Below are 22,170 nucleotides of genomic sequence, written 5' to 3'. Positions count from 1 at the left end.
TCCCTTTCTGTGTTAACCGACATTCGGATGGTTCTTCATGGCCATGTCGCGGGCGGTGTCCGACGCCCTTAACTGACCGGCTGCCACGGCGTCACGCGCACGACGCTTGTCGCGCCGGATGACGACCGGACATTTCTGGTGGTCCTGATACAGGACCTGACAATGCAGGCAGGAAATGCATTCATTCGGGTTGATCTCGCCGGTGGGGTGAATGGCCTCGACGGGGCATTCATGCGCACAGGTCTGGCACGGGCTGCCACATTCGTTATAGCGGCGCAGCCAGCGGAACATGTGCAGCCGCGCCGGAATCGCCAGCCCGCCGCCCAACGGGCAGACATAGCGGCAGTAAAACCGTTCGATGAACAGCCCCGGCAACAGGCAGACACCGACCGCAAACAGCACATAGGGCAGCGGACGCGCGAATTTCAGGATGATCGCGGTTTTGAAAGGCTCGACCTCGGCCAGCTTCTCGGCCAGTTCAAGGCTGTAAAGCGATGCCCCGAACAGCACCATGAAGATCAGGTATTTCACCGCCCACAGCCGTTCATGCAGACCCCAGGGCAGGGTGATCTGCGGCACCCGCAGCGCCTTGGCCAGCTTGTTCAGCAGCTCTTGCAAAGCACCGAACGGGCACAGCCAGCCGCAAAACGCCCCGCGCGCCCACAGCAACAGCGACGCTGCCACCGCGAACCACAGCACGAATATCAGCGGGTCCATCAGGAAGGTTTCCCACTTGAAGTCGGAAAACAGCGCCGAAATCACCGCCAGAACATTGACGACCGACAATTGCGCATTGGCATACCAGCCCACGAAAACCAGCGTGAACACCAGATAGGCGGTGCGGATAATGTCGAACAGCCGTGCGTTACGGGTGGCGAATTGCTGAAAGAAAAAGATCCCCGTCAACAGCCCCAGCGCCACCAGCAGCACCGTGACCTGCACCCGCTTGGCGTCCCAGATCCGCTGCCACAGGGCGTTTCGGGCGGCGTGATCGCCGGCATCTGCCATCGTGGCAGGGGCCATTGCCGCGGGGACCGGCGCGGCCTCGGCCTCGGGCGGGGGCGGCGGGGCAACGGCTTTGGTATAGGGATCGGGCAGCGCATAGGCCAGATCGTAGGTCAGGAACACCTTTTCAATCGGGCCGACGGCGCGTTGAACCAGCAATTGCAACTGCCACGGCGCGGCGGGGTCGAAGCCCGATTCGGCGGGGATGATAAACACATCCGTCTCGGTAAAGCGGGGGGCACCATCGGCGGCGACGCGGACGATGCGTTCATGCTGTTTGTCGCGAAACCGCTGCGAGATCTGTCCCTGAACCACCTGAATGCGGTCAAAGATGCCCCCCCGCACATAGCCCGAGCCTTTGAACGACCAGCGCCCGTTGCCCATAACCATGATCGCCTGATCGCCTTGCTTCAGCCGACCGGCGATATTGCCATAAACCGCATCGCCCAACAGCGATTTGCCGATGGCGGGCTGGCTGACCAGCGCGGCCCAGATGTCGATATAGGCGTCATCCTCGGGCGGGGCCTCGGCATTCTTGGCGGTGCGGGGGTCGTTCAGCGCGGCGAAATCGGCGTTGATCTGGGCCACGTCCAGCGTAAAACGCCGCAGCGCGCCATTGCCCGCCAGCGTTTCCCAGTCGGTCACCTCGCCAGCGGCGGGGTCCATTTCGCGCAGCGGCCCGGCGGGCGCGGCAGCGGCGGTTTCAAACCCTTTCAGCCCCAGCGCATGGGCCACCTTGATGCCGCTGCGCAGGATGGTGTCGTCGATGACCATGATCGTCACCGTCGCCCCCGACACGATGTCGATATCGCGCGCGTCATGGCCGCCCTCGGCCTGCTTTTTCAGGTCAAACCCGGCATAGCCGCTGGTCACTTCCTGAATCCGCGCGTCGGGAATGCCCACCAGCACAATTGGCTCGGAATGCTTGACCAGCCGCACGCCCGAGATGACGGAATCCGGGGTCACAGCCGCCACCACATGGATCGGCTTGCCCGAATAACCCGCAGTTGGCACGAAATCCGATGTCAGCCACACCCAGCCCACGACATCCTTGCCTTTCATCGCGGGCACCACCGGCACATCCTGTCGCATCGCGCCAAAGCTGTCGGCACCCGGCACCAGATCGGCGGGTGCCAGCTTTTCCAGAAACCCCGGTAACAGCGATGCGGTCTGTGCCCGGCCCGGCGCGGGCAGGATCACGGCAATCATCAGGCAAAACAGACCCAGCAGCGGCCAAAGCGGCCCCAGTGACATGCGTTGCATCATCGTAGTCCCCTCTCTGATGCTGGTCTGGCCGTAACATGGGGGGTGATTCGGGGATTTGACCAAACTCAAAACCCGGCGGGGCGGGTCAGGGGGCCACATCGGGGCGGCACCGATTGTCGCAGATCGCATTCGGCCATTGATCCTGCGCGGGGCGGCGTTACATTCCGTCCAATGAATGTCACATCCAAGGAGCAGACAATGTCCTATGCCCGGAAGTTCGAGGAAATGAAGGACGGCTTGCGCAGCCTCAACAAGGCCATTCCCGACACCGCCAAGGGCTTTGGCGCGTTTCAGAAGGCGGCCAAGGAAAGCAGCCCCCTCAGCGGCCGCGAGGTCGAGCTGATCGCGCTGGCCATCGCCATTGCCGACCGCTGCGAGCCCTGCATCATGTTCCACACCGAGGCGCTGAAGAAACAGGGCGGCAGCCGCGCCGATTGCGCCGCCGTCGGTGCCGTTGCCATGACCATGGGCGGCGGGCCGTCCTATATGTATGCCGCAAAGGCGTTGCAGGCCTGGGACGACATTAACGGCGCCGACTAACCCAGATAATCCCGCAGCACCGGCGGCGGGTTATCCAGCAACGGGCCGGTGGGCTGCGGCGGATGCGCGCGGCCACCGGCGACCAGCACCGTCAGCGGCGCAAAATCGCGGGCATCCTGCGGGTCATGCGTGACCATCAGCACCGTCGCCCCGGTTTGTCGGGTGATCTGGTATAGAAGGGCCAGCATTTCGTCCTTCAGCGCGGGGCCAAGGGCGGAAAATGCCTCGTCCAGCAACAGGATCGGGCGTTGCCGCAACAGCACCCGCGCCAGCGCCACCCGGCTCTGCTGACCACCGGATAATTGCGCGGGCCTGCGATCCCCCATATCGGCCAGCCCCACCTGTTCCAGCGCGGCATCGCGTTCCTGTTCCTGATGCCGGCTAAGGCGCAGGTCGGGCCGCAGCCCCAGCCCTACATTTTGTTTTACCGTCAGATGCGGAAACAAATTCTGGTCCTGAAACAGCATCGAGACCGGTCTTGCACCGGGCCGCATCACCCCAATGTCATGCCCCTGCCAGCGCACTTGTCCGCGATCCGGCGCCAGATAGCCCCCAACCAGCGCCAGCAGCGTCGACTTGCCCGCACCGGACGGGCCGATCACCGCCACCCGCGCCCCCTGGGGGACGGTAAAGTCGGCGCTAAGGCTGAAATCGCCAAGCGTCACGGCGATATCGCGGAACTCAAGCGACATGGCGCCCCCCTTTGTCGAACACCCAAAACAGCGCAAAGCTGATCGCCATCAGCAGCACCGCACAGGCCGCGGCATCGCCCATGCGATAGCTGTTCATCAACTGATACAGCTTCAGCGGCAGGGTCGCCTGATCTGAACTTGCAAACAGCGCGATCACCCCCAGATCGCCCATCGCCAAAGCCGCCGCCAGCCCGCCCGCGAAACCCAAAGGCCGCGCCAGCCGGGGCAGCGTCACCAGCCGCAGCCGCGCCCATCCGGTCATGTCCAGCGAATCGGCCAGCCGCCCGTAATCGGCCCGCAGCGCCGCCACCTGCGGCACCAGCGCCCGCAGCGCAAAGGGCAGCGCCATCACCGCATTCACCCCCACCGTCACCGGCAGGGCCAGATCCTCGGGGCGGGCCAGCCCGCGCAGCATCAGAAACAGCCCCGTCCCAAGAACCAGAGGCGAGGCCACCAGCGGCAGCATCCCCGCCCATTCGACCCAGCGGCTTTGCGCCGCCAGGGCCAGTGACAGCCCCAATACCAGCGTCACCCCGCCCGAGATCAGCGCCATCACCACCGACCGCAGCGCCGCCTGCCAGACATGCGCGGGCAGGCCCGCAACGCGCGGCAGCCCCTCGGCCACGACGCCAAGCATCGGCAGGATCAGGAACCCCGCCGCCAGCGCAATAATCACCGCATCCGCCCCCCGCCGCCAGCCACCCGGCCCGCGCAAGGCATCGCCGCGATCCATCCCGGCGCCAAAGCCCGCAGGCATCGCCACCCGCGTGGCAACCGCCATCGCGGCCACGCACAGCCCCACCTGAACAAGGGCCAGACTGGCCGCGCGCCCGATGTCAAAGTCGAACCGGAACGCCTGATAGATCGCCAGTTCCACCGTCGTCGCCCGCGGCCCGCCCCCCAGCGCCAGCGCCACGGCAAAGGATGTCAGGCAGACCAGAAACACCGCCAGCCAGACACCGGGCAAAACCTCGCGCAGCATCGGGCGTTCCAGATGGCGCAGCATGTCGCGCGGGGCGAAATCCAGCGATTGCGCCAGCCGCACACGCTCGGCCGGGATGGCCTGCCAGCCTTGCAGCACCAGCCGCACCGACAGCGGCAGGTTGAAAAACACATGCGCCAGAATAACCCCCTGCCAGCCATAGACCGACAGCGCCGGCAGGCCCGCCAGCGCCAGCCCGGCATTCAGCCAGCCGCTGCGGCCAAACACGGCGATCAGCCCCATCACCGCCACGATCACCGGCAGGATGAAAGGCGCCCCCAACAGCATCACCAGCGCATCACGGCCCCAAAACCGCCGCCGCGCCAGCGCCCGCGCCACCGGCACCGCCAGCGCCGCCGACAGGGTCGCGGACAGCACCGCCTGCCAGATCGTGAACCAGATCGCGCGCCAATCCCACGGCCCAAGGCCGGACAACCCGCGCGCCTGCCACGCCACGACCGCCAATGTGCCAAGGATCAGCCCGGCCAGCGCCAGCGCCGCCAGCCTGCCAGGCCAGTGCCGGGTGCCTTCCATACCCGTGGGTCAGCGCGAAAAGGCGCGCAGCCATTCCTCCAGCGCGGGCTGGCGCAGGGCCTCGGCCTCGGCTTCGGAATACCACAGCGTCTTGTCGGGGCGCGGCAGGTCGCGGAACACCTGCGGCCAGTCGCCTTCGGCCAGCTTTGCGGGCCATGACCAGTTCGCGGTCGGGATCATCGTCTGGAAATCGGGCGACAGGATGTAATCCATGAATTGCGCCGCCAGTTCGGGCTGGTCGCTGCCGGCCAGCCTGCCCGCCAGCTCGACATAGAAATAATGCCCCTCGGGGAAGATGGCGGCGTGCTTGGTTTTGTCGCCCTCGGCCTCGATGTGATAGGCGGGCGAGCTGGTGAAGGACAGCACCATGTCCACCTCTCCGTCGGTGAACAGGCCGTAAGATTCGGACCAGCCCTTGGTCACGGTCAGCACCTTGGGCGCCAGCTTTTCCCAAACCTCGGGCGCGCGCGCGCCATAGACGGATTTGACCCACAGCAGCGTCGCCAGCCCGGAGATAGAGCTGCGCGGGTCCTGAAGCGCAATTTTCACATCGGCATTCAGCAGGTCGTCAAAGGATTTCGGCGGGCTGGGCAGGCGCGTTTCGTCATAGACGAAGGCGATATGGCTCCAGTCGAAGGGCAGGAACGTGTCGTCGGTCCAGTCCAGCGGCAGGCTCAGGCCCGACAGGTCCTGCCCATGCGGCGCGAACAGGCCGCTGGCCCGCGCCCGCGCGGTGACATCGCTGTTCAGCCCGATCACCACATCGGCGCGGGTCTTGTCGCCTTCCATCAGCAGGCGCGGCAGGACATCCCCCGTCACCCAGACCAGATCACAGCCGCAGGCGGCCTCGAACCCCTGTTCGATCCTGGGGCCGGGACCCCATTCCGACACGAAATAATCGGGGGCATAGACAGTCAGTTCAGGCTTGTCGGCCAGCGCGGGGGCGGCCATCAGGGCCAGCGCGGCGGTCAGGACGGGCATTTTCATCGCAGGCTCCTTGCTTGTGATCACAAAGGGAAAGGGCTGCGGGGCCTTCCCTTCGCCGGTATCAGCCGGATCAGGTTCGACGGGTTCGCGTCACGCATCTCAGCCCGCGATGGGCACCCCGAGGTCCGCGCCAGCTTACCCGCCCCCGCGCCACGCGCAAGCGCTTGTTGCCGCCACGGTTGCGCCGCACCGCGCGGGCGGCTATCGCTTTTGGCAAAAGGGGGCGCACCGCGATGATGAACAGCTTTGGCCATATCTTCCGCTTCACCACCTGGGGCGAAAGCCACGGCCCGGCGCTTGGCGCGACCGTCGATGGCGTGCCGCCGGGGGTCGAACTTGACGCGGCCTTCATCCAGCAGTTTCTGGACCGCCGCCGCCCCGGCCAGTCAAAGATGACCACCCAGCGGCAGGAACCCGACGCGGTGCGCATCCTGTCAGGCGTGTTCGAGGGCCGCACCACCGGCACGCCCATTCAGCTGATGATCGAGAACACCGACCAGCGCAGCCGCGATTATGGCGAGATCGCGCAGGCCTTCCGCCCCGGCCATGCCGATATTGCCTATCACTGGAAATACGGCATCCGCGATTATCGCGGCGGGGGGCGGTCCAGCGCCCGCGAAACGGCGGCGCGGGTGGCGGCGGGCGGCGTGGCGCAGGCGGTGCTGCGCGGCCTGCTGCCCGATCTGCGGATCACCGGATACATGGTGCGGATGGGCGCCTGCCAGATCGACCGCAGCCGCTTTGACGAAGGCCAGATCACCCGCAACGACTTTTTCTGCCCCGACGCGCAGGCGGTGCCGGAATGGACCGATTACCTGAACCGCATCCGCAAAGACCAGAACAGCGTCGGCGCCGTGGTCGAGGTCACCATCAGCGGCGCCCCCGCAGGGCTTGGCGCGCCGATCTATGCCAAGCTGGACACCGACCTTGCCGCCGCGATGATGTCGATCAACGCCGTTAAAGCTGTCGAAATTGGCGAGGGCATGGACGCCGCCACCCTGACCGGCACCGAAAATGCCGATGAAATCCGCATGACCCCGGACGGGCCGGAATTTCTGTCGAACCATGCCGGGGGCATCCTTGGCGGCATCTCGACCGGGCAGGACATCGTTGTGCGGTTCTCGGTCAAGCCGACCAGTTCCATCCTGACCCCGCGCCGCAGCATCAACCAGCGCGGCGATCAGGTCGACCTGATCACCAAGGGCCGCCACGACCCCTGCGTCGGCATCCGCGCCGTCCCCGTGGCCGAGGCCATGGCCGCCTGTGTCATACTGGATCACCTGCTGCTGGACCGCGCCCAGACCGGGGGCCGGCGCGGCGAAATCGGCTGATGGCCACCAGCGCCGGAGCCTGCGCCGATATCGTGGCGCTGCTGATGGAATCGCCCCAGACGCCGGGCCGGATCACCGCGCGCAAGATGTTTGGGGAATAGGGTCTGTATTGCGATGGGCTGTTCTTTGGCGTGATCTGCGACGACCGGCTGTATGTCAAACCCGTCCCCGCCGCCCGCGCCGCGATGATCGAACCGGCCGAGGCCCCGCCATACCCCAAGGCAAAGCCGCATCTTCTGATCAGCCCCGAGGACATGGCCGACCCCGACCACCTGGCGCGGCTGGTCGGGCTGGTGCTGGCGGGTCTGCACCCGGATTAAGACGGGCGGATGGCAGGGCTTGCGCCCGTGCCGCTTCTGCCCCAGCTTGGCACAACCTCAGGACAGGTGACGCATGGCGCTGTTCAATGCCGGAATGATCTCGCTTGTGGCGGGCTATATGCTCAGCCAGTTTTACCGCGCGTTTCTGGCGGTGATGGCGCCGTTGCTGATGACCGAACTGGGGGTGTCGGCGGGGGATCTGGCGTGGTCGTCCGGGCTGTGGTTTCTGGCCTTCGCCGCACCGCAGGTGGCCATCGGCTGGGGGCTGGACCGCTTTGGCCCGCGCCGCACGGTGGGCTGGCTGCTGGCCATTGGCGGGGCGGGCGGGGCGGCGCTGTTCGCCATGGCGCAGGGGCCGGTCGCCATCCATGCCGCGATGACGCTGATCGGGCTTGGCTGTGGGCCGGTGCTGATGGGCACCTATTACATCTTTGCCCGCAACCACCCGCCCGCCGCCTTTGCCACGCTGGCCGGGATCGCGCTGGGGCTGGGAAACCTTGGCAATATCCTCAGCTCGGTGCCGCTGGTGTGGCTGGTTGATGCGCTTGGCTGGCGTGTGACGCTGTGGCTGCTGGCGGTGCTGACGCTGGCGATCGCGGTCGCGATCCTGACGCTGGTGCGCGACCCGGCCAGCCTGCCGGCACCGGCGGGGGGCAGCGGGTCGCTGGCCGATATTATCCGCATCCGGGCGCTGTGGCCGGTGCTGCCGCTGCTGTTTTGCGGCTATGCAACGGTGGCGGCGTTTCGCGGGCTGTGGGCGGGGCCGTATCTGGATCAGGTGTTCGGTGCCAGCCCCGCCACCGTCGGATGGGCCACCCTGCTGATGAGCATCACAATCACCATTTGCAGCTTTCTGACCGGCCCGCTGACCCACGCCCTGCGCAGCCCGCGCCGCGCCATTCTGGTGCTGAACGGCGGCACGCTGACCACGCTGGCGCTGCTGATGGCCTTCCCGGATAACAGCCTTGCGCTGGCGATGGTGCTGTTGACCTGCTGCGCGCTGTTCGGGTCGTCCTATGCGCTGTTCATGGCCCATGGCCGGGCGCTGTTGCCCCCATATCTGGTGGGGCGCGGGGTGACGTTCCTCAACACCTTCTCGATCGGTGGGGCGGGGGTGTTGCAATTCTCGTCGCGCGGCGTATTCGAGGCCGCCGCCGCCAACGCCCCGCCCGTCACCGCCTATACCACATTGTTTGCCTTTTTCTTCGTGCCGACGGCCATTGGCTGGCTGATCTTCGCAACCCTCACATCCGAGCATGACAATGTCTGACATCGAGGTCATCGCCCCCAACCTGAAACGCCGCCTGTCGGGCGTCACCGCCACCATCGCGCGGCTGGTGCCGGTGCAGGCGGGCATGATCGGCATCCGCGCCACCGGGCCGGGGCTGCCGCCGCAGGTGCCGCATATTCCGCTGTGGCGCGCCGCCAGCCTGCCCCGCGACCGCTGGCGCGTCTGGCACGCGCGCCGCAATACCGAAATGCTGCTGGGGCTGGCCCTGCGTCATGTTCTGCGGCGCAAATACCGGCTTCTGTTCACCTCGGCCTCGCAGCGCCAGCATTCGGGCTATACCAAATGGCTGATCGCGCGGATGGACGCGCTGATCGCAACCTCGGCGCGGGGGGCGGCCTATCTGGACCACCCGGCGCATGTCATCCACCACGGCATCGACACGGACCGCTTTGCCCCCGCCAGCGACCGCGCCGCGCTGCGCGCCCGGCTGGGGTTGCCTGCGGGGCTGTTGGTGGGGTGTTTCGGCCGCATCCGCGCGCAAAAAGGCACCGGTGATTTCGTGCAGGCGATGCAGGCCGTGCTGCGCGACCGCCCCGGCGTGACCGCGCTGGTCATGGGCCGCGCGACGGAAAAGCATCAAGCCTATCTGACCGACCTGCGCGCACAGGTGGACACAGCCGGTCTGACCGACCGCATCCTGTTCCTGCCCGAAGTTCCCGTCGACCAGATCGCGGACTGGTATGCCGCGCTGGACCTGTTCGTCGCCCCGCAACGATGGGAGGGTTTTGGCCTGACCCCGCTGGAGGCCATGGCCTGCGGCGTGCCGGTCGTCGCCACCCGCGTCGGCGCCTTCGAGGAGCTGATCGCGGATCCGCACACCGGCACACTGGTCGCCGCCAACGACCCCGCGACCCTGTCCCAGGCCATTGCGCGCTGGCTGGACGACCCCACCGCGCTGGCCCGTGCCGGACAGGCCGCACGCCAGCACGCCGTAACCAACCACGCGATCGAGGCCGAGGCCCGCGCGCTGGTCGCGCTGTATCGCCGGATGCTGGACAGCCCCGACGGCAAGGCCCCGCCGCCCGCGCCCCAAGCGCAGCAAGATGGCACCGTTCCCCCGGCCTCGCGCGCGGCCACCCACCTGTCCGGCGGCGCAGATGACTGCCAGCCGCAACCCCCGCTGACCGCAGCGCATCAGAACCACCCCGGCACCACGCCCGTGGCAGCGATTGCTGACACCCCAGATGCAGCGACAATCACCGGCGACAGCGCGCAAATTCAAGCGGGCGGAGCCACCACGGCTCACGCCCATGCGACCGATGATGGCGCCCAAAACCACCACCGCCAGCCAAACGACGCGGTGCCACCCGGCCCGGATACAGGCAGCACTGACCAGCCCGGTCACAGCGCCACCCCCAAGGGAAACGACGGTGCCCCAAACCCTGACCTGACGGGATCGCGGGCCAGGCCATGAACCGGTTTCGCTTTTATCTGGCCCGCAGCTTGCGTGACGAGGCCGCATTGTCGTCGCTGTCGGTGCCCCGGCAAGATCTGCTGGACAGCCTGACAGGGCGATCTGTCGCGCTGATCGGGAATGCCCGCGCGTTGGCCGACCAACGCCACGGCGCCCAAATCGACACCCATGATCTGGTTATTCGCATCAACCGCGCCCCGATACCCAACCCCGCCAGCCATGGACAACGGACGGACTGGCTGGCGCTGGCGACGCGCCTGTCTGATCGTGACCGGGCGCGGCTGGCACCCAAGCGCATTCTGTGGATGTCGCCCAAGCGAAAACGGCTGGACCACGCCACCGCCAGCAGCGCCGGTTTCTATATGCATCCGCTGCCGGATTACCGCGACCTTGCCGCAAGGCTGGCCGCCCCGCCTACCACCGGCGCAATGATGATCGACCTGCTGGCCCGCAGCAATTTGCACCGGCTGACCTTGTACGGATTCGACTTTTTCGCCTCGCTCTCGCTGTCGGGGCGGCGCCGTGCGGATCAGGTTCCACATGATTTCAGCGCCGAATCGGCCTGGGTCAGCGCGCTTTTGGCCAGCGATCCGCGCATTTTGCAGGCGTGATTGGCCTTCTGGACACTTCCCCTTTGCGTCCGGGCGTCCTATAGATGGCGCGTTTTGACTGAACGGAGGCCGTTGATGGGCTATAGGGTCGTTGTCGCCGGTGCCACGGGGAATGTGGGCCGTGAGATGCTGAATATTCTGGCCGAGCGCCAGTTTCCTGCTGACGAGGTGGTTGCTCTGGCGTCGCGCCGGAGCATTGGCACCGAGGTCAGCTTTGGCGACAAGACCCTCAAGACCAAGGATATCGAGGGTTTTGACTTTACCGGCTATGACATCGCGCTGTTTGCCATCGGCTCGGACGCGACGAAAAAATATGCGCCGATCGCCGCAGATCAAGGCTGTGTGGTCATCGACAACTCCAGCCTGTATCGCTATGACCCGCAGATCCCGCTGATCGTCCCCGAGGTAAACCCCGACGCAGTCGAGGGCTATCGCAACAAGATGATCATTGCGAACCCCAACTGCTCGACCGCGCAGATGGTGGTGGCGCTGAAGCCGCTGCATGACCGCGCGCGCATCAAGCGTGTCGTTGTTTCGACCTATCAATCGGTGTCGGGCGCCGGCAAGGATGGCATGGACGAGCTGTGGAACCAGACCAAGGGCATGTTCGTCCCCGGTCAGGAGGTCGAGCCGCAGAAATTCCAAAAGCAGATCGCCTTCAACGTGATCCCGCAGATCGACGTGTTCATGGAAGACGGCCAGACCAAAGAAGAATGGAAGATGGTCGCCGAGACCAAGAAGATCATCGACCCGTCGATCAGGGTCACCGCGACCTGCGTCCGGGTGCCGGTTTTTGTCGGCCATTCGGAAGCCGTCAATATCGAGTTCGAGGACTTCCTTGACGAAGACGAAGCCCGCGACATCCTGCGCGAAGCCCCCGGCATTCTGGTCGTCGACAAGCGCGAGCCGGGCGGATACACGACCCCGGTCGAATGCGTGGGTGATTTCGCCACCTTTATCAGCCGCATCCGTCAGGATTCGACCATCGAAAACGGCCTGAACCTGTGGTGCGTCAGCGACAACCTGCGCAAGGGTGCCGCCCTGAACGCGGTTCAGATTGCGGAACTGCTTGGCAATCGCTGCCTGAAAAAAGGCTGATCGTGGCCATCGGCCCGTCCGGAACAGTCCGGGTGGGCCACGCTGCGCAGCGAACGCCCGCCCTGACGGGTGATCGCAGGCAATGAAGGCACCCCGCCGCGGGTGACTTTTTCTGTTCCGCCAGCCGGATACAGCGCCGAAAGGCGGCGACGCATGGTCAGCGACCAGCGGCAGGATCAGGCATATCAGGAACAGCAACAACATGATGGGTCCGGTTCGATTCGGACCCATCATGGCAGCAACTGATTGAGATTCGGTTAAACCGCCTCAGACAGCGGCAAAAGACCCATCGCCCATGTGCTGAATCAGCTGCCCTTCGGCAATGTCGTGAACCAGCCCGTGCAGCGACAGCTGCCCGCTTTCCACCGCCGATTTCACGAATGGGAAGGTCATCAGATTTTCCAGCGAAATCAACACGGCCTGACGTTCCAGTTCGGGGATCTGGCGCTCGTCCGGCAGGTCCGAGATGCGCTCGTATCCGGGGCGCAGGATGTCCATCCAACGACCGACGAAGCTGCTTTTTTCCTCAAGCTCGGGCGCGTGGCCGGAACACATCGCGTGACAGCCCGCCACGCCACCGCAATTGGTGTGCCCCATAACGATCAGATGCGCGACTTTCAGTGCGTTCACCGCGTATTCCACCGCTGCGGATGTGCCGTGCTGCAACCCGTCCGGCGCGTAAGGCGGCACCAGATTGGCGATATTGCGGTGAATAAAGAACTCGCCCGAATCGGCGCCGAACAGGCTGGTGACATGCACGCGTGAATCGCAGCACGAAATGACCATCGCCCGCGGACGCTGGCCTTCATCGACAAGCCGTCGATACCACGCGCGGTTTTCGGTGTAGGAGGTCGCACGCCAGCCATGAAAACGCTGGACAAGATATTGCGGCAGAGGGCGCGAAGGGACCATCGGGGGCAACTCCTGGCTGATTGCGTGCAGAATAGGAAAAGTTTTCAGTAAGTAACAGGGCCAGATCGCGTCGGGCGTAACAATTTATTGACGATTTGGTGCCATCTTCACCCTCGCAACAGGCCGCAAGTGGTGGAGATGGTGATGAGGAAAGTGGCAGTGATCGCGGTGGAAGAACCCGTTCATATCGACGCGAACAGGGTCGGCGACATCGTGGATGAACTGGGGGAACATGCGGCGCAAAACGTGATCGGGCTGGCGCTGGAACAGATCGCCAGCGGGCTGAAGGTGGTCGATGCAGCTTTCGCAGATGACGATCTGGCGCAGGTGTCCGATCGCGCGGCCCGCCTGGCGCGGCTGGCCTGGCAGGTCGGTCTGGTCACGTTGTCGGGTATTGCCATCGACGTGGTCGCCTGTTGCAGTCTGCGCGACCGGCCCGCACTGGCCGCCACGGTGGCGCGGCTGCTGCGGGTGGGAAACCGTTCGGTCACCCAGATCTGGGACAGCACCGAATGGGATTAGCCCGGCTTGCGCCGCGCGCCCCAACCGATAGGGTGACGCAGCACCACAAAAGGACCCACCGATGACCACGCGCCTTGTCGCCTCGCCCGAAAATGCCCTGCCGCTGTGGCTGGTCTTGCAGGATCAGCCGCTGCCTGACGCCCTGTCACCGGCCAGTCGTGACTGGGCCGCGCTGACCGGGTTTTCCGGCAAGGCCGGCCAGCTTTGCCTGCTGCCTGCGGGGGGTGGCCGGCTGGCAGGGGCGCTGTTCGGGATGGGGCCAGCCGACCCGGCACGGCGGCGCGACCGCTTCATTCTGGCCCGCGCAGCCGAGGCGCTGCCTGCGGACAGCACCTGGCAGCTGCGCGATCTGCCCGACAGCCTGCCCCCTGCGGTGGCGGCCCTGTCGTGGCTGCTGGGGGGGTATGGATTTGACCGCTATAAACCCGGCAAATCCGGCAGCGCGGCGCTGGTGCTGCCCCAAGGCGTCGATGCCGCACGGGTCGAGGCCATGGCGCGGGCCGAATTTCTGACCCGCGACCTGATCAACACCCCGGCCAGCGACATGGGCCCCGACGATCTGGAGGCCGCCGCGCTGGATCTGGCGCAGCGGCTTGGCGGTCAGGCGACGGTGCTGCGCGGTGACCAGTTGCGCGACCAGAACCTGCCGATGATCCACGCGGTGGGCCGCGCCGGGGCACAGGCGCCGCGCCTGATCGACCTGCGCTTTGGCGACAGCGGGCCGCAGGTGACGCTGGTCGGCAAGGGCGTGTGTTTTGACACCGGCGGGCTGAACCTGAAACCCGGCAATTCGATGGCGCTGATGAAAAAGGACATGGGCGGCGCGGCGACGGTTCTGGGGCTGGCCTCGATGCTGGTGGAAACCGGCGCGGCGCGCGACCTGCGCCTGCGGGTGCTGATTCCGGCGGTGGAAAACGCGGTTGCGGGCAACGCCTTCCGCCCCAGCGACGTGCTGACCAGTCGCAAGGGCCTGACGGTCGAGGTGAACAACACCGACGCCGAGGGGCGCTTGGTGCTGGCCGACGCGCTGGCCCTCGCGGCCGAGGAGGGGCCGGATCTGCTGATCTCGATGGCGACGCTGACCGGCGCGGCGCGGGTGGCGCTGGGACCGGACCTGCCGCCGTTTTACTGCGACGACGATGCCGCCGCGACGGCGCTGGTCGCCGCCGGACAATCCGCCGCCGACCCGGTCTGGCGGATGCCGTTCTGGGAACCCTACGAGGCGATGATCGAACCCGCCATTGCTGATCTGGACAACGCGCCGGGGGGCGGTTTTGCCGGCTCGATCACGGCGGCGCTGTTCCTGCGCCGCTTTACCGAAGGGGCGCGGCGCTATGCGCATTTCGACATCTATGGCTGGCAACCCACGGCCGGACCGGGCCGGCCCAAAGGCGCGGTCGGACAAGGCGCCCGCGCCATCCTGACGGCCCTGCCGGACCTGCTGTCATGACCCCGGACCGCCGCCTGACGCCCGCCACCGACCGTATCGCCCTGACCAGCCTGCGCGGCGTGCTGGACCGGCCGGAATGGACCGATGGCGCGGCACGGCGGCTGGCCGTCCCCCTGGCCGATCTGTGCCGCAGCCCGGATGGCCCCCGCGACCGGCAGGTGATTTTCGGCACCGACCTGACCCTGATCCAGGCCGATGGCGACTGGTCCTTTGTGCAATCGGCGCTGGATGGATATTGCGGCTGGCTGCGCAGCGATGCGCTGACCGCTGACCGCCCGCATCTGACCCACCGCGTGGCGGCGGCGGCCACACAGATCTATCCCCAGCCCGATTTCAAGTCGCGCGAGGTCGCGTCGCTGACCCTGAACAGCCGCCTGTCCGTCACCGGCATTCAGGGCCGTTTCGCAGCGCTGTCAGGTGGTGGCTTCGTGCCGGTCCAGCACATCACCGACCGCCCTGACACCGACCCTGTCGCGGTGGCGGAACGCTTGTTGCACACGCCCTATCTGTGGGGCGGCAACAGCCGGGGGGGGATCGACTGTTCCGGGCTGGTGCAGGCGGCGGCAACCGCCTGCGGGCTGGCCTGCCCCGGCGACAGCGACCTGCAACGCGCGGCGTTTCCGGTGGCGACGGGGGATCTGCGCCGTGGCGACCTGTTGTTCTGGCCCGGCCATGTGGCCATGGTCAGCGGCCCGGACAGGATGATCCACGCCAATGCCAACGCCATGGCGGTCTGTCACGAAGCGATCAGCGCCGCCAAAACCCGGATTCAGGCGGCGGGCGATGGCCCGTTTCTGGACGCCCGCAGACCGCCCTGGCCGCAGGCCGCTGTCACAGGTTGAAGACCCGGCTGGGGTGAACCTCGCCGCCCATATAGCGGCCCACGCACAGCGCCTGACCGCCAGCGCTGACCCAGACCGTGTCGCCAAAACCGGCAGTCCCGATGACCTGACCGGGGTTGCCGTTGCGGATACGGGTGGCGCCTTCGGGTGTGGCGCGCATCTCGGGCAGGTCTGCCAGCGCGGTGTGCAGCGGCAGCAGACGCGCCTCCAGCGCGGGCTGATGGGCGCGGTCGATCTGGTCGAACGGCACCGCATCGGCCAGATCAAACGGCCCGGACCAGACGCGGCGCAGGTGGTCGACATGGCCAAGACAGCCCAGATCGCGCCCCAGATCGCGGGCAATCGCGCGGACATACCCGCCCTTGCCGCAGACCATGCGCAGGTCGGCCTGCCCGTCGCGCAGCGCCAGCACGTCAAGGCTGTCAACGTAAAGCGGGCGCGCGGCCAGTTCGAAATCCTCGCCCTCGCGGGCCAGATCATAGGCGCGCGCACCATCGACCTTGACCGCCGATACCGCCGGCGGCACCTGCATGATGTCCCCGACATAGCCCGCCAGCGCATCCTGAACCTGTTGCGGCGTGGGACGCAAATCGGACCGCTTCAGCACCTGACCCGAGGCATCGTCAGTCGCGGTTTCCGCGCCCCAGTTCACCGTGAAGTCATAGCATTTCAGCGCGTCAGTGATCAGCGGCACGGTCTTGGTCGCCTCGCCCAGCGCCACGGCCAGCAGGCCGGTCGCGTCCGGGTCCAGCGTGCCGGCATGGCCCGCCTTTTTCGCATCCAGCGCCCAGCGAACCTTGCCCACCACATCGGTTGACCCAACGCCCGCAGGCTTGTCGACCACCAGCCAGCCGGAAATATCGCGGCCCTTCTTGCGCGCCATCTTGCAACCCCTGTCCATCAAAGCAGCGCCGCTTAGCGGGCCTGACCGGCCCCGTCAACCAGCCCGATGATCGGCCCCAGCGGGCGCCCCCAGTCGGCACGCCGCAGATCGGGGGCATAAAGACGACTGACCGAGCCATCGAAATACAGCGCATCGCGCGCGCCCAGACCGTCGCGAAACATCCGCCCGAATTCGTGAAACGTCACCGGCCGGTCAGAAATCGCGAACCACGCCACCTGCCCGTCCGGCGACACCCCCACCCCGTTGCGAATATAGCGGCTGTCGGAATCGACCAAAAAGCGCGGGTGCAGCTTGCCGTCGATCACCAGCATCGGACCCGATTGCGTGGCCAGCCGGCAATCGGGCCGGGCCTTGGCGAAGGCGCGGCTTTCGATCACCTGAAAGGGCCGCTGCCCGCCAGTGCAGAACACACCATTGGGCAGCATCCCGAAATTACCGCCACCGCCCGCCGTGACCAGCGGTGCCTGCTGCTGGCCGTCCTGAACCAACAGGCCGACCGGCGCGTAATCGGGGTGAAACATCCCGGCATTCATTGCAAAGGCCAGCACCTCATCCTGTGGCAAACCCGCGCGGATGCGGGTGAAATCGCCAAAGGGCTTGCCGTCGGGGGCCTGCATCCACAGCCGCAGATCCGCCTCGCGCAGGGCGGGCACGGTGCAGACGGTATAGCCCTGCCCGTCATGGTCGCGATGCGCGCACAGGCTGGCGGCGGCGGGCAGGGTCATCGCCAGCAGCGCGCCGATCCCCAGCGCCAGCCGGCGCTTAATCTGCATCATCATCCGGCTGATCCGCCGCGCCATCGACATCGCGGCGCACGCGGTCCTCGGACAGCATCCGGCGGGTGTCATCCATGCGGTCGAAAGTCTCGTCCAGCACGAAACGCAGCTGCGGCGCATATTTCAGCGTCATCCCCCTGGCGACCAGATGCCGCAGCTCGGGCGCGTTGCGGCGCAGCGCGGCCAGCGCCCCCTCGGCGTCACGGCCACCCAGCGGCAACACATAGGCCGTGGCCACCTTCAGGTCGGGCGAGGTCCGCACCTCGCCCACGGTGATCGAGTGGCGGTTGAGGTCCGGGTCATGGACATCGCCCCGCAAAAGAACATCGGACAGGGTGCGGCGGATCAGTTCCCCCACACGAAGCTGTCGTTGCGACGGGCCGTGGCCCTGATGAAATCGGTTTGCCATGGCCCACATCTAGGGGGTCGCGGGGCGCGCCGCAACGGGCTACAGAAGGGGAAAACGGAAAGGACAGCGCAAAATGGACAAGCCGGGAATCACCGTAACGGGCGCGTCAGGCCGTATGGGGCAGATGCTGATCCGCGAAATTCTGGCCAGCCCCGATGCGCGGCTGGCCGGGGCGGTGGAACGCAGCGGGCACCCTTGGGTCGGACAGGATGTGGGTCAGGCCATGGGCGGCGCGCCGGTCGGCGTGACCGTGACCGATGACGCGGTCGCCGCCATTGCCGCCGCGCAGGGGGTCATCGACTTTACCACCCCTGCCGCGACCGTGGCCTTTGCCGAACTGACCGCACAGGCGCGCGCAGTGCATGTGATCGGCACCACCGGCCTCAGCGATGATGATCTGGCCAGACTGTCCGCCGCCGCCCGCCACGCCCCCATCATCCGCGCCGGAAACATGAGCCTTGGCGTCAACCTGCTGACCGCCCTGACCCGCAAGGTCGCCGCCGCCCTTGGCGAGGACTGGGATATCGAGGTGGTCGAGGCCCATCACCGCCACAAGGTCGACGCACCCTCGGGGACCGCGCTGATGCTGGGACAAGCCGCCGCCGAAGGTCGTGGCCACAGCCTGCCCGACCTGCGCACCGCCGCCCGCGAAGGCATCACCGGCGAACGCCGCCCCGGCAGCATCGGGTTTTCCGCCATCCGTGGCGGTGACATCGTGGGCGAACATGACGTGATCTTTGCCGGCGCCGGCGAACGTATCGTGCTGCGCCATCTGGCCACCGACCGCGCCATCTTTGCCCGCGGCGCCCTGCGCGCGGTGCTGTGGGGTCAGGACAAGGGGCCGGGGGAATATGACATGACCGATGTGCTGGGGCTGAACGGCTGATGCCGCACCGGGGCGCTGCCCCGGACCCCGGGGTATTTGGGCAACAAAGAAGCCCGTCCCTCGCGCCTGTCAGAAATACCTCGGGGGAATCGGCACAGCCGATGGGGGCAGCGCCCCCTGCGCGCCCGGTCCGCCACGGAAGGCGGCGTCAAAAATCGACGGCGATGCCCTTTTTCTCGTAATCACCGAACCGCACCGGTTCGGGTCCGTCGCGGCCTCCATATTCCCTGGGCAGGTCCAGCGGCGCGGCGTTCTTGCGGCGTTCCTCGGCCTCGGCCAGGGCGCGCAGGGCCTCGGGGGGCAGGTCGCGTTTCTCAGTCATGGCACAGCCTGTCGAAAACGGTTACATCGCCCCAAAGGTAAGGAGCCTTCGCCCCATGAACAAGCCCGCATCGCGCCCCCGTTCCCCGCATCGCCGCAACGCGGATGCCCGCCCCGCGCCATCGGCCCGGCAGGGGGCGCTGGTGCTGTTGGCGGGGCTGCGGCAGGGGGCAACGCTGTCGGACAGCATTGCCACCGGCGCGCTGGCCGCCCATGACCCGGCCAATCGCGCGCGCGCCCAGCGGCTGGCGCTGGCGGTTCTGCGCCATGCGGAACAGGCCGACACCCTGCTGGCCCCGCATCTGGCCCGCACCCCCCGCCCCGAGATCCGCGACATTCTGCGCCTTGCCGTGACCGAGATGCTGGCGCTGGGTCAGGCACCGCATGGTGTCGTCAACGCGGCGGTTCAGGCGGCGCGGGCATCGGGACCAAAGGGCCGCGCTGCCAGCGGCATGGTGAACGCGGTTCTGCGCAAGCTGTCGGACCAGCAGGCGGCATGGGACGCCCTGCCGCCGCAGCACCTGCCGGACTGGCTGCGGGCACCGGTGGTTGCGGCCTGGGGCGCGCCGGTCGCCGCCGCTGTCGAGGCCGCGCATCAGGCCGGCGCGGCGCTGGACCTGACCGCCAGACAGGCCTTCCCCGATGAACTGACCGCGATGGGGCAGATATTGCCGACCGGGTCGCTGCGGCTGCCAACCGGGGCGCAGGTCAGCGCCCTGCCCGGATATGATTCCGGGGCCTGGTGGGTTCAGGATGCCGCAGCGGCTTTGCCGGTGCGCCTGCTGGACCCGCAGCCCGGCGAGGTGATTACCGATCTGTGCGCCGCGCCGGGGGGCAAGACCCTGCAACTGGCGGCGGCGGGGGCGGTTGTTACTGCGCTGGACCTGTCGGAATCGCGGCTGGCGCGGCTGCATCAGAACCTGTCGCGCTGTGGGCTGGCGGCCTCGGTCGTGGCAGGGGATGCGCTGGACTGGCGCCCTGCGACCCCGCCCGACGCCATTTTGCTGGACGCGCCCTGTTCGGCCACCGGCACCATCCGCCGCCATCCCGACCTGCCGGTGCTGCGTGATGGCAGCGCCATTGCCGGGCTGGCCGACTTGCAGGCGCGGCTGCTGGATCACGCGCTGGACATGCTGGCACCGGGCGGGCGACTGGTTTTTGCCACCTGTTCGCTGTTGCCCGCCGAGGGCGAAGACCAGATCGCCGCCCTTCTGGCCCGCCGCCGCGATATTGCGCCCGAGATGCCCGATTTCCCGTGGATCGACCCGGATTGGCGCGGCGATTACGGCCTGCGCCTGCGGCCCGATTTCTGGCCTGCGCAAGGCGGCATGGACGGGTTTTTCATGGCCCGCTTGCGCAAGGCCCCGGTCGCGCCGTAAATCTGGCGGCGATCTGGAAAGGACAGCCCGATGCCGGACGAATCCACGGCCCGCCCCCAAGGTTTCACCCGCCCGCCCGAACCAAGGGCACTTGGCAACCCTGCGCGCGGACAGGACATCGCAGGCGGAGAGCTGCGCCTGCCGGGGGGCAGCCTGTCGGGCGATCCGTTTGCGCAAAAGCCCCCGTCGGCGGCCTATGCCGACGAATTGCACGGCTTTCGCTGGCTGGACGATCTGGCCGCCGTCAACACCCCTGCCGCCCGCTCGCTGGCGCAGCGCCGGGTGCTGGACTGGATCGAGGATCACCCCACCCCCGCCGAGGGCCGCGAATGGCGCCCCGCCATCACCGGCCGCCGCGTGCTGCGCTGGGTGTTCCACGGCGGCATGATCCTGACAGGGCTGGACAGCGACGCCCGCGCGCCCTTTTTCGCGGCGCTGCACGAACAGCTGGCCCATCTGGCGACGCATTGGTCCGAGGCCCCGTCCGGCCCCGCCCGGATCGAGGCGCTGGCCGGGCTGTTCATTGCCGCCACCGCCCTGAACGGCGCGCAGGCCCGCATTGCCCCGGCGCTGTCGGATCTGGCGGTTCAGGCCGGTCAGACGCTGGCGCAGGGCACCGTGCCGTCACGCAACCCCGAGGAATTGCTGGACACGTTCAGCCTGCTGGTCTGGGTGTCCGAGGCCACCCGCAGCGCCGGGCTGGACCTGCCCGACGCGCTTGCCAGCGCCATCGACCGCACCGCGCCGGTGCTGCGCGCGCTGCGCCATGCCGACGGGATGCTGCCCCGGTTTCACGGCGGCGGGCGCGGGGTGGCGGGGCGGCTGGACCACGCGCTGCGCGCCGCACGCGGACCGGCGGTGGCCGAACCCGGTCTGGCCATGGGCTATGCCCGCATGGCGCGGTCGCGGACCACGCTGGTCATCGACGCCGCCGCGCCGCCCTCGGGCGATGGGGCGCGCACGGCCCATGCCTCGACGCTGGGGTTTGAACTGACGGTGGCGCGGCATCCGCTGGTGGTGTCCTGCGGCTCGGGGCGGCTGTTCGGGCCGGGTTGGGCGCGGGCCAGCCGTGCCACGCCCTGCCATTCGACGCTGTGTGTGACCGGCCTGTCATCGTCACGGCTGGAACGCGGCGCCAAAGGCGCGGGCGGCGACCGGCTGACCGACCTGCCGACCCATGTCTGGGCTGGCGAGGCCGATGCCGATGGCAACCTGTTCGCCCCCGATACCGGCCCCGCCCATGCCGGGTCACCCGCGCATCTGCTGGCCGGGCATAATGGCTGGCAAAGCAGCCACGGCCTGACCCATCTGCGCGAATTGTGGCTGGACCCCGACGGCGCATCGCTGCGCGGCGAGGATTCGCTGGCCGCCCTGTCCGACCCCGATCAGGCCCGGCTGGCCGAGGCTACCGGCGCCAGCGCCCTGCCCTTTACCATCCGCTTTCACCTGCATCCCGATATCCAGCCCGAGATCGTCGACGACTGGGTCGCGCTGGACCTGCCCGGTGGCGAGCTGTGGCAATTCGCCCATGACGGGCTGGCCGATCTGTCGCTGGAACCATCGGCCTGGCTGGACAGCGCCGACATCCAGCCGGTCGCCACCCATCAGATCGTGCTTTCCGCCGCGCTGTCCGGCCCCGCCATGCAGATTGGCTGGACCTTCGGGCGGGCAAGGTTTAGCTGACACCCATCCGAACAA

General features: G+C 67.4%; 21 protein-coding genes, 1 pseudogene and 1 riboswitch. Of the genes and pseudogenes, 13 read left to right on the top strand and 9 right to left on the bottom strand.

Annotated features, from left to right (window positions below; all coding sequences use genetic code 11):
- Positions 1 to 12: 12 nt before the first annotated feature.
- Positions 13 to 2,271, bottom strand: a complete 2,259-nt coding sequence (locus ACFXP9_RS09675) for a 4Fe-4S binding protein (RefSeq protein WP_397208490.1) — start codon at positions 2,269 to 2,271, stop codon at positions 13 to 15.
- Between the two features lie 198 nt (positions 2,272 to 2,469).
- On the opposite strand from ACFXP9_RS09675, the gene ACFXP9_RS09670 reads away from it, so the two are divergent.
- Entirely contained in the window at positions 2,470 to 2,811 is a 342-nt protein-coding gene (locus tag ACFXP9_RS09670; RefSeq protein WP_397208491.1) for a carboxymuconolactone decarboxylase family protein, read from the top strand.
- Here ACFXP9_RS09670 and ACFXP9_RS09665 read toward each other — a convergent pair.
- From ACFXP9_RS09665 to ACFXP9_RS09655, 3 genes are read right to left on the bottom strand one after another with little or no spacing between them, the layout of a single operon-like run.
- On the bottom strand, positions 2,808 to 3,503 hold the full coding sequence (locus tag ACFXP9_RS09665; protein WP_397208492.1) for a thiamine ABC transporter ATP-binding protein: 696 nt from the start codon (positions 3,501 to 3,503) through the stop codon (positions 2,808 to 2,810). The two genes, ACFXP9_RS09670 and ACFXP9_RS09665, sit on opposite strands and share 4 nt — an antisense overlap.
- The gene (locus ACFXP9_RS09660) at positions 3,493 to 5,019 is read right to left on the bottom strand and encodes a thiamine/thiamine pyrophosphate ABC transporter permease ThiP (RefSeq protein WP_397208493.1); all 1,527 of its coding nucleotides are present in this window, start codon (positions 5,017 to 5,019) and stop codon (positions 3,493 to 3,495) included. Before ACFXP9_RS09660 ends, ACFXP9_RS09665 begins: the two co-directional genes overlap by 11 nt.
- A gap of 9 nt (positions 5,020 to 5,028) precedes the next feature.
- Positions 5,029 to 6,006, bottom strand: coding sequence for a thiamine ABC transporter substrate-binding protein (locus ACFXP9_RS09655; protein WP_397208494.1), 978 nt, complete (start codon positions 6,004 to 6,006; stop codon positions 5,029 to 5,031).
- Between the two features lie 30 nt (positions 6,007 to 6,036).
- Positions 6,037 to 6,137: riboswitch (TPP riboswitch) on the bottom strand.
- Between the two features lie 102 nt (positions 6,138 to 6,239).
- On the opposite strand from ACFXP9_RS09655, the gene aroC reads away from it, so the two are divergent.
- From aroC to ACFXP9_RS09625, 6 genes and pseudogenes are all read left to right on the top strand, one after another.
- Entirely contained in the window at positions 6,240 to 7,337 is a 1,098-nt protein-coding gene (aroC, locus tag ACFXP9_RS09650; RefSeq protein ID WP_397208495.1) for a chorismate synthase, read from the top strand.
- Between the two features lie 104 nt (positions 7,338 to 7,441).
- Positions 7,442 to 7,657: a hypothetical protein gene (locus ACFXP9_RS09645; RefSeq protein ID WP_397208665.1), complete on the top strand. Its 216-nt coding sequence runs from the start codon at positions 7,442 to 7,444 to the stop codon at positions 7,655 to 7,657.
- A 73-nt stretch (positions 7,658 to 7,730) separates the two neighbouring features.
- Entirely contained in the window at positions 7,731 to 8,927 is a 1,197-nt protein-coding gene (locus ACFXP9_RS09640; protein ID WP_397208496.1) for an MFS transporter, read from the top strand.
- Positions 8,920 to 9,942: pseudogene (locus tag ACFXP9_RS09635) on the top strand (glycosyltransferase family 4 protein); the annotation flags it as partial. The gene ACFXP9_RS09640 and the pseudogene ACFXP9_RS09635, both read left to right, overlap by 8 nt.
- Before the next feature lie 416 nt (positions 9,943 to 10,358).
- Positions 10,359 to 10,973 (top strand): glycosyltransferase family 29 protein, encoded by a 615-nt coding sequence (locus tag ACFXP9_RS09630; protein ID WP_397208497.1) that lies wholly within the window; start codon positions 10,359 to 10,361, stop codon positions 10,971 to 10,973.
- A gap of 75 nt (positions 10,974 to 11,048) precedes the next feature.
- On the top strand, positions 11,049 to 12,071 hold the full coding sequence (locus ACFXP9_RS09625; RefSeq protein ID WP_397208498.1) for an aspartate-semialdehyde dehydrogenase: 1,023 nt from the start codon (positions 11,049 to 11,051) through the stop codon (positions 12,069 to 12,071).
- Positions 12,072 to 12,338: 267 nt separating this feature from the next.
- Here the strand turns inward: ACFXP9_RS09625 and ACFXP9_RS09620 are convergent, their stop codons facing one another.
- Positions 12,339 to 12,983: a carbonic anhydrase gene (locus tag ACFXP9_RS09620; RefSeq protein ID WP_397208499.1), complete on the bottom strand. Its 645-nt coding sequence runs from the start codon at positions 12,981 to 12,983 to the stop codon at positions 12,339 to 12,341.
- Between the two features lie 144 nt (positions 12,984 to 13,127).
- Here ACFXP9_RS09620 and ACFXP9_RS09615 point away from each other — a divergent pair, with 144 nt between their 5' ends.
- The 3 genes from ACFXP9_RS09615 to ACFXP9_RS09605 all read left to right on the top strand — a co-directional run bounded on the left by ACFXP9_RS09615 (position 13,128) and on the right by ACFXP9_RS09605 (position 15,797).
- Positions 13,128 to 13,505, top strand: a complete 378-nt coding sequence (locus tag ACFXP9_RS09615; RefSeq protein WP_397208500.1) for a hypothetical protein — start codon at positions 13,128 to 13,130, stop codon at positions 13,503 to 13,505.
- A 61-nt stretch (positions 13,506 to 13,566) separates the two neighbouring features.
- A complete protein-coding gene (locus ACFXP9_RS09610; RefSeq protein ID WP_397208501.1) occupies positions 13,567 to 14,955 on the top strand; it encodes a leucyl aminopeptidase family protein in 1,389 nt (462 codons plus the stop codon).
- Positions 14,952 to 15,797, top strand: coding sequence for a C40 family peptidase (locus tag ACFXP9_RS09605; RefSeq protein WP_397208502.1), 846 nt, complete (start codon positions 14,952 to 14,954; stop codon positions 15,795 to 15,797). The genes ACFXP9_RS09610 and ACFXP9_RS09605 overlap by 4 nt, the downstream gene beginning before the upstream one ends.
- Here ACFXP9_RS09605 and truB read toward each other — a convergent pair.
- The 3 genes from truB to rbfA are packed head-to-tail and all read right to left on the bottom strand — an operon-like array spanning position 15,787 to position 17,895.
- Positions 15,787 to 16,680 carry a tRNA pseudouridine(55) synthase TruB gene (truB, locus tag ACFXP9_RS09600; RefSeq protein ID WP_397208504.1) on the bottom strand — a complete coding sequence of 298 codons (894 nt, stop codon included), beginning with the start codon at positions 16,678 to 16,680 and terminating at the stop codon, positions 15,787 to 15,789. The two genes, ACFXP9_RS09605 and truB, sit on opposite strands and share 11 nt — an antisense overlap.
- A 32-nt stretch (positions 16,681 to 16,712) precedes the next feature.
- Positions 16,713 to 17,480 carry a phosphodiester glycosidase family protein gene (locus ACFXP9_RS09595; protein WP_397208505.1) on the bottom strand — a complete coding sequence of 256 codons (768 nt, stop codon included), beginning with the start codon at positions 17,478 to 17,480 and terminating at the stop codon, positions 16,713 to 16,715.
- A complete protein-coding gene (gene rbfA / locus ACFXP9_RS09590; protein ID WP_397208506.1) occupies positions 17,464 to 17,895 on the bottom strand; it encodes a 30S ribosome-binding factor RbfA in 432 nt (143 codons plus the stop codon). The genes ACFXP9_RS09595 and rbfA overlap by 17 nt, the downstream gene beginning before the upstream one ends.
- A 64-nt stretch (positions 17,896 to 17,959) precedes the next feature.
- Between rbfA and dapB the strand changes: the two genes are divergently transcribed.
- Positions 17,960 to 18,772 carry a 4-hydroxy-tetrahydrodipicolinate reductase gene (dapB, locus tag ACFXP9_RS09585; protein ID WP_397208507.1) on the top strand — a complete coding sequence of 271 codons (813 nt, stop codon included), beginning with the start codon at positions 17,960 to 17,962 and terminating at the stop codon, positions 18,770 to 18,772.
- Positions 18,773 to 18,920: 148 nt separating this feature from the next.
- On the opposite strand, the gene ACFXP9_RS09580 is transcribed toward dapB, so the two are convergent.
- A complete protein-coding gene (locus tag ACFXP9_RS09580) occupies positions 18,921 to 19,094 on the bottom strand; it encodes a DUF1674 domain-containing protein (protein ID WP_397208508.1) in 174 nt (57 codons plus the stop codon).
- 55 nt (positions 19,095 to 19,149) lie between these two features.
- Here ACFXP9_RS09580 and ACFXP9_RS09575 point away from each other — a divergent pair, with 55 nt between their 5' ends.
- The gene (locus ACFXP9_RS09575; protein WP_397208509.1) at positions 19,150 to 20,472 is read left to right on the top strand and encodes an RsmB/NOP family class I SAM-dependent RNA methyltransferase; all 1,323 of its coding nucleotides are present in this window, start codon (positions 19,150 to 19,152) and stop codon (positions 20,470 to 20,472) included.
- A 30-nt stretch (positions 20,473 to 20,502) separates the two neighbouring features.
- Positions 20,503 to 22,155: a heparinase II/III family protein gene (locus ACFXP9_RS09570; protein WP_397208510.1), complete on the top strand. Its 1,653-nt coding sequence runs from the start codon at positions 20,503 to 20,505 to the stop codon at positions 22,153 to 22,155.
- Positions 22,156 to 22,170: the final 15 nt, after the last annotated feature.

The sequence above is a fragment of the Paracoccus jiaweipingae genome (assembly GCF_044335505.1).
Lineage (GTDB): Bacteria > Pseudomonadota > Alphaproteobacteria > Rhodobacterales > Rhodobacteraceae > Paracoccus.
This window is presented reverse-complemented; position numbering and strand designations above follow the sequence as displayed.

Excerpts from the sequence above, each read along its gene's own strand:
- ACFXP9_RS09610 (WP_397208501.1), top strand. The coding sequence starts at position 13,567 with ATGACCACGCGCCTTGTCGCCTCGCCCGAAAATGCCCTGCCGCTGTGG.
- ACFXP9_RS09670 (WP_397208491.1), top strand. The coding sequence starts at position 2,470 with ATGTCCTATGCCCGGAAGTTCGAGGAAATGAAGGACGGCTTGCGCAGC.
- rbfA (WP_397208506.1), bottom strand. The coding sequence starts at position 17,895 with ATGTGGGCCATGGCAAACCGATTTCATCAGGGCCACGGCCCGTCGCAA.
- ACFXP9_RS09570 (WP_397208510.1), top strand. The coding sequence starts at position 20,503 with ATGCCGGACGAATCCACGGCCCGCCCCCAAGGTTTCACCCGCCCGCCC.
- ACFXP9_RS09640 (WP_397208496.1), top strand. The coding sequence starts at position 7,731 with ATGGCGCTGTTCAATGCCGGAATGATCTCGCTTGTGGCGGGCTATATG.
- ACFXP9_RS09575 (WP_397208509.1), top strand. The coding sequence starts at position 19,150 with ATGAACAAGCCCGCATCGCGCCCCCGTTCCCCGCATCGCCGCAACGCG.
- ACFXP9_RS09665 (WP_397208492.1), bottom strand. The coding sequence starts at position 3,503 with ATGTCGCTTGAGTTCCGCGATATCGCCGTGACGCTTGGCGATTTCAGC.
- ACFXP9_RS09655 (WP_397208494.1), bottom strand. The coding sequence starts at position 6,006 with ATGAAAATGCCCGTCCTGACCGCCGCGCTGGCCCTGATGGCCGCCCCC.
- ACFXP9_RS09675 (WP_397208490.1), bottom strand. The coding sequence starts at position 2,271 with ATGATGCAACGCATGTCACTGGGGCCGCTTTGGCCGCTGCTGGGTCTG.
- dapB (WP_397208507.1), top strand. The coding sequence starts at position 17,960 with ATGGACAAGCCGGGAATCACCGTAACGGGCGCGTCAGGCCGTATGGGG.
- ACFXP9_RS09625 (WP_397208498.1), top strand. The coding sequence starts at position 11,049 with ATGGGCTATAGGGTCGTTGTCGCCGGTGCCACGGGGAATGTGGGCCGT.
- ACFXP9_RS09660 (WP_397208493.1), bottom strand. The coding sequence starts at position 5,019 with ATGGAAGGCACCCGGCACTGGCCTGGCAGGCTGGCGGCGCTGGCGCTG.
- ACFXP9_RS09595 (WP_397208505.1), bottom strand. The coding sequence starts at position 17,480 with ATGATGATGCAGATTAAGCGCCGGCTGGCGCTGGGGATCGGCGCGCTG.
- truB (WP_397208504.1), bottom strand. The coding sequence starts at position 16,680 with ATGGCGCGCAAGAAGGGCCGCGATATTTCCGGCTGGCTGGTGGTCGAC.
- aroC (WP_397208495.1), top strand. The coding sequence starts at position 6,240 with ATGATGAACAGCTTTGGCCATATCTTCCGCTTCACCACCTGGGGCGAA.
- ACFXP9_RS09630 (WP_397208497.1), top strand. The coding sequence starts at position 10,359 with ATGAACCGGTTTCGCTTTTATCTGGCCCGCAGCTTGCGTGACGAGGCC.
- ACFXP9_RS09605 (WP_397208502.1), top strand. The coding sequence starts at position 14,952 with ATGACCCCGGACCGCCGCCTGACGCCCGCCACCGACCGTATCGCCCTG.
- ACFXP9_RS09580 (WP_397208508.1), bottom strand. The coding sequence starts at position 19,094 with ATGACTGAGAAACGCGACCTGCCCCCCGAGGCCCTGCGCGCCCTGGCC.
- ACFXP9_RS09620 (WP_397208499.1), bottom strand. The coding sequence starts at position 12,983 with ATGGTCCCTTCGCGCCCTCTGCCGCAATATCTTGTCCAGCGTTTTCAT.
- ACFXP9_RS09615 (WP_397208500.1), top strand. The coding sequence starts at position 13,128 with ATGAGGAAAGTGGCAGTGATCGCGGTGGAAGAACCCGTTCATATCGAC.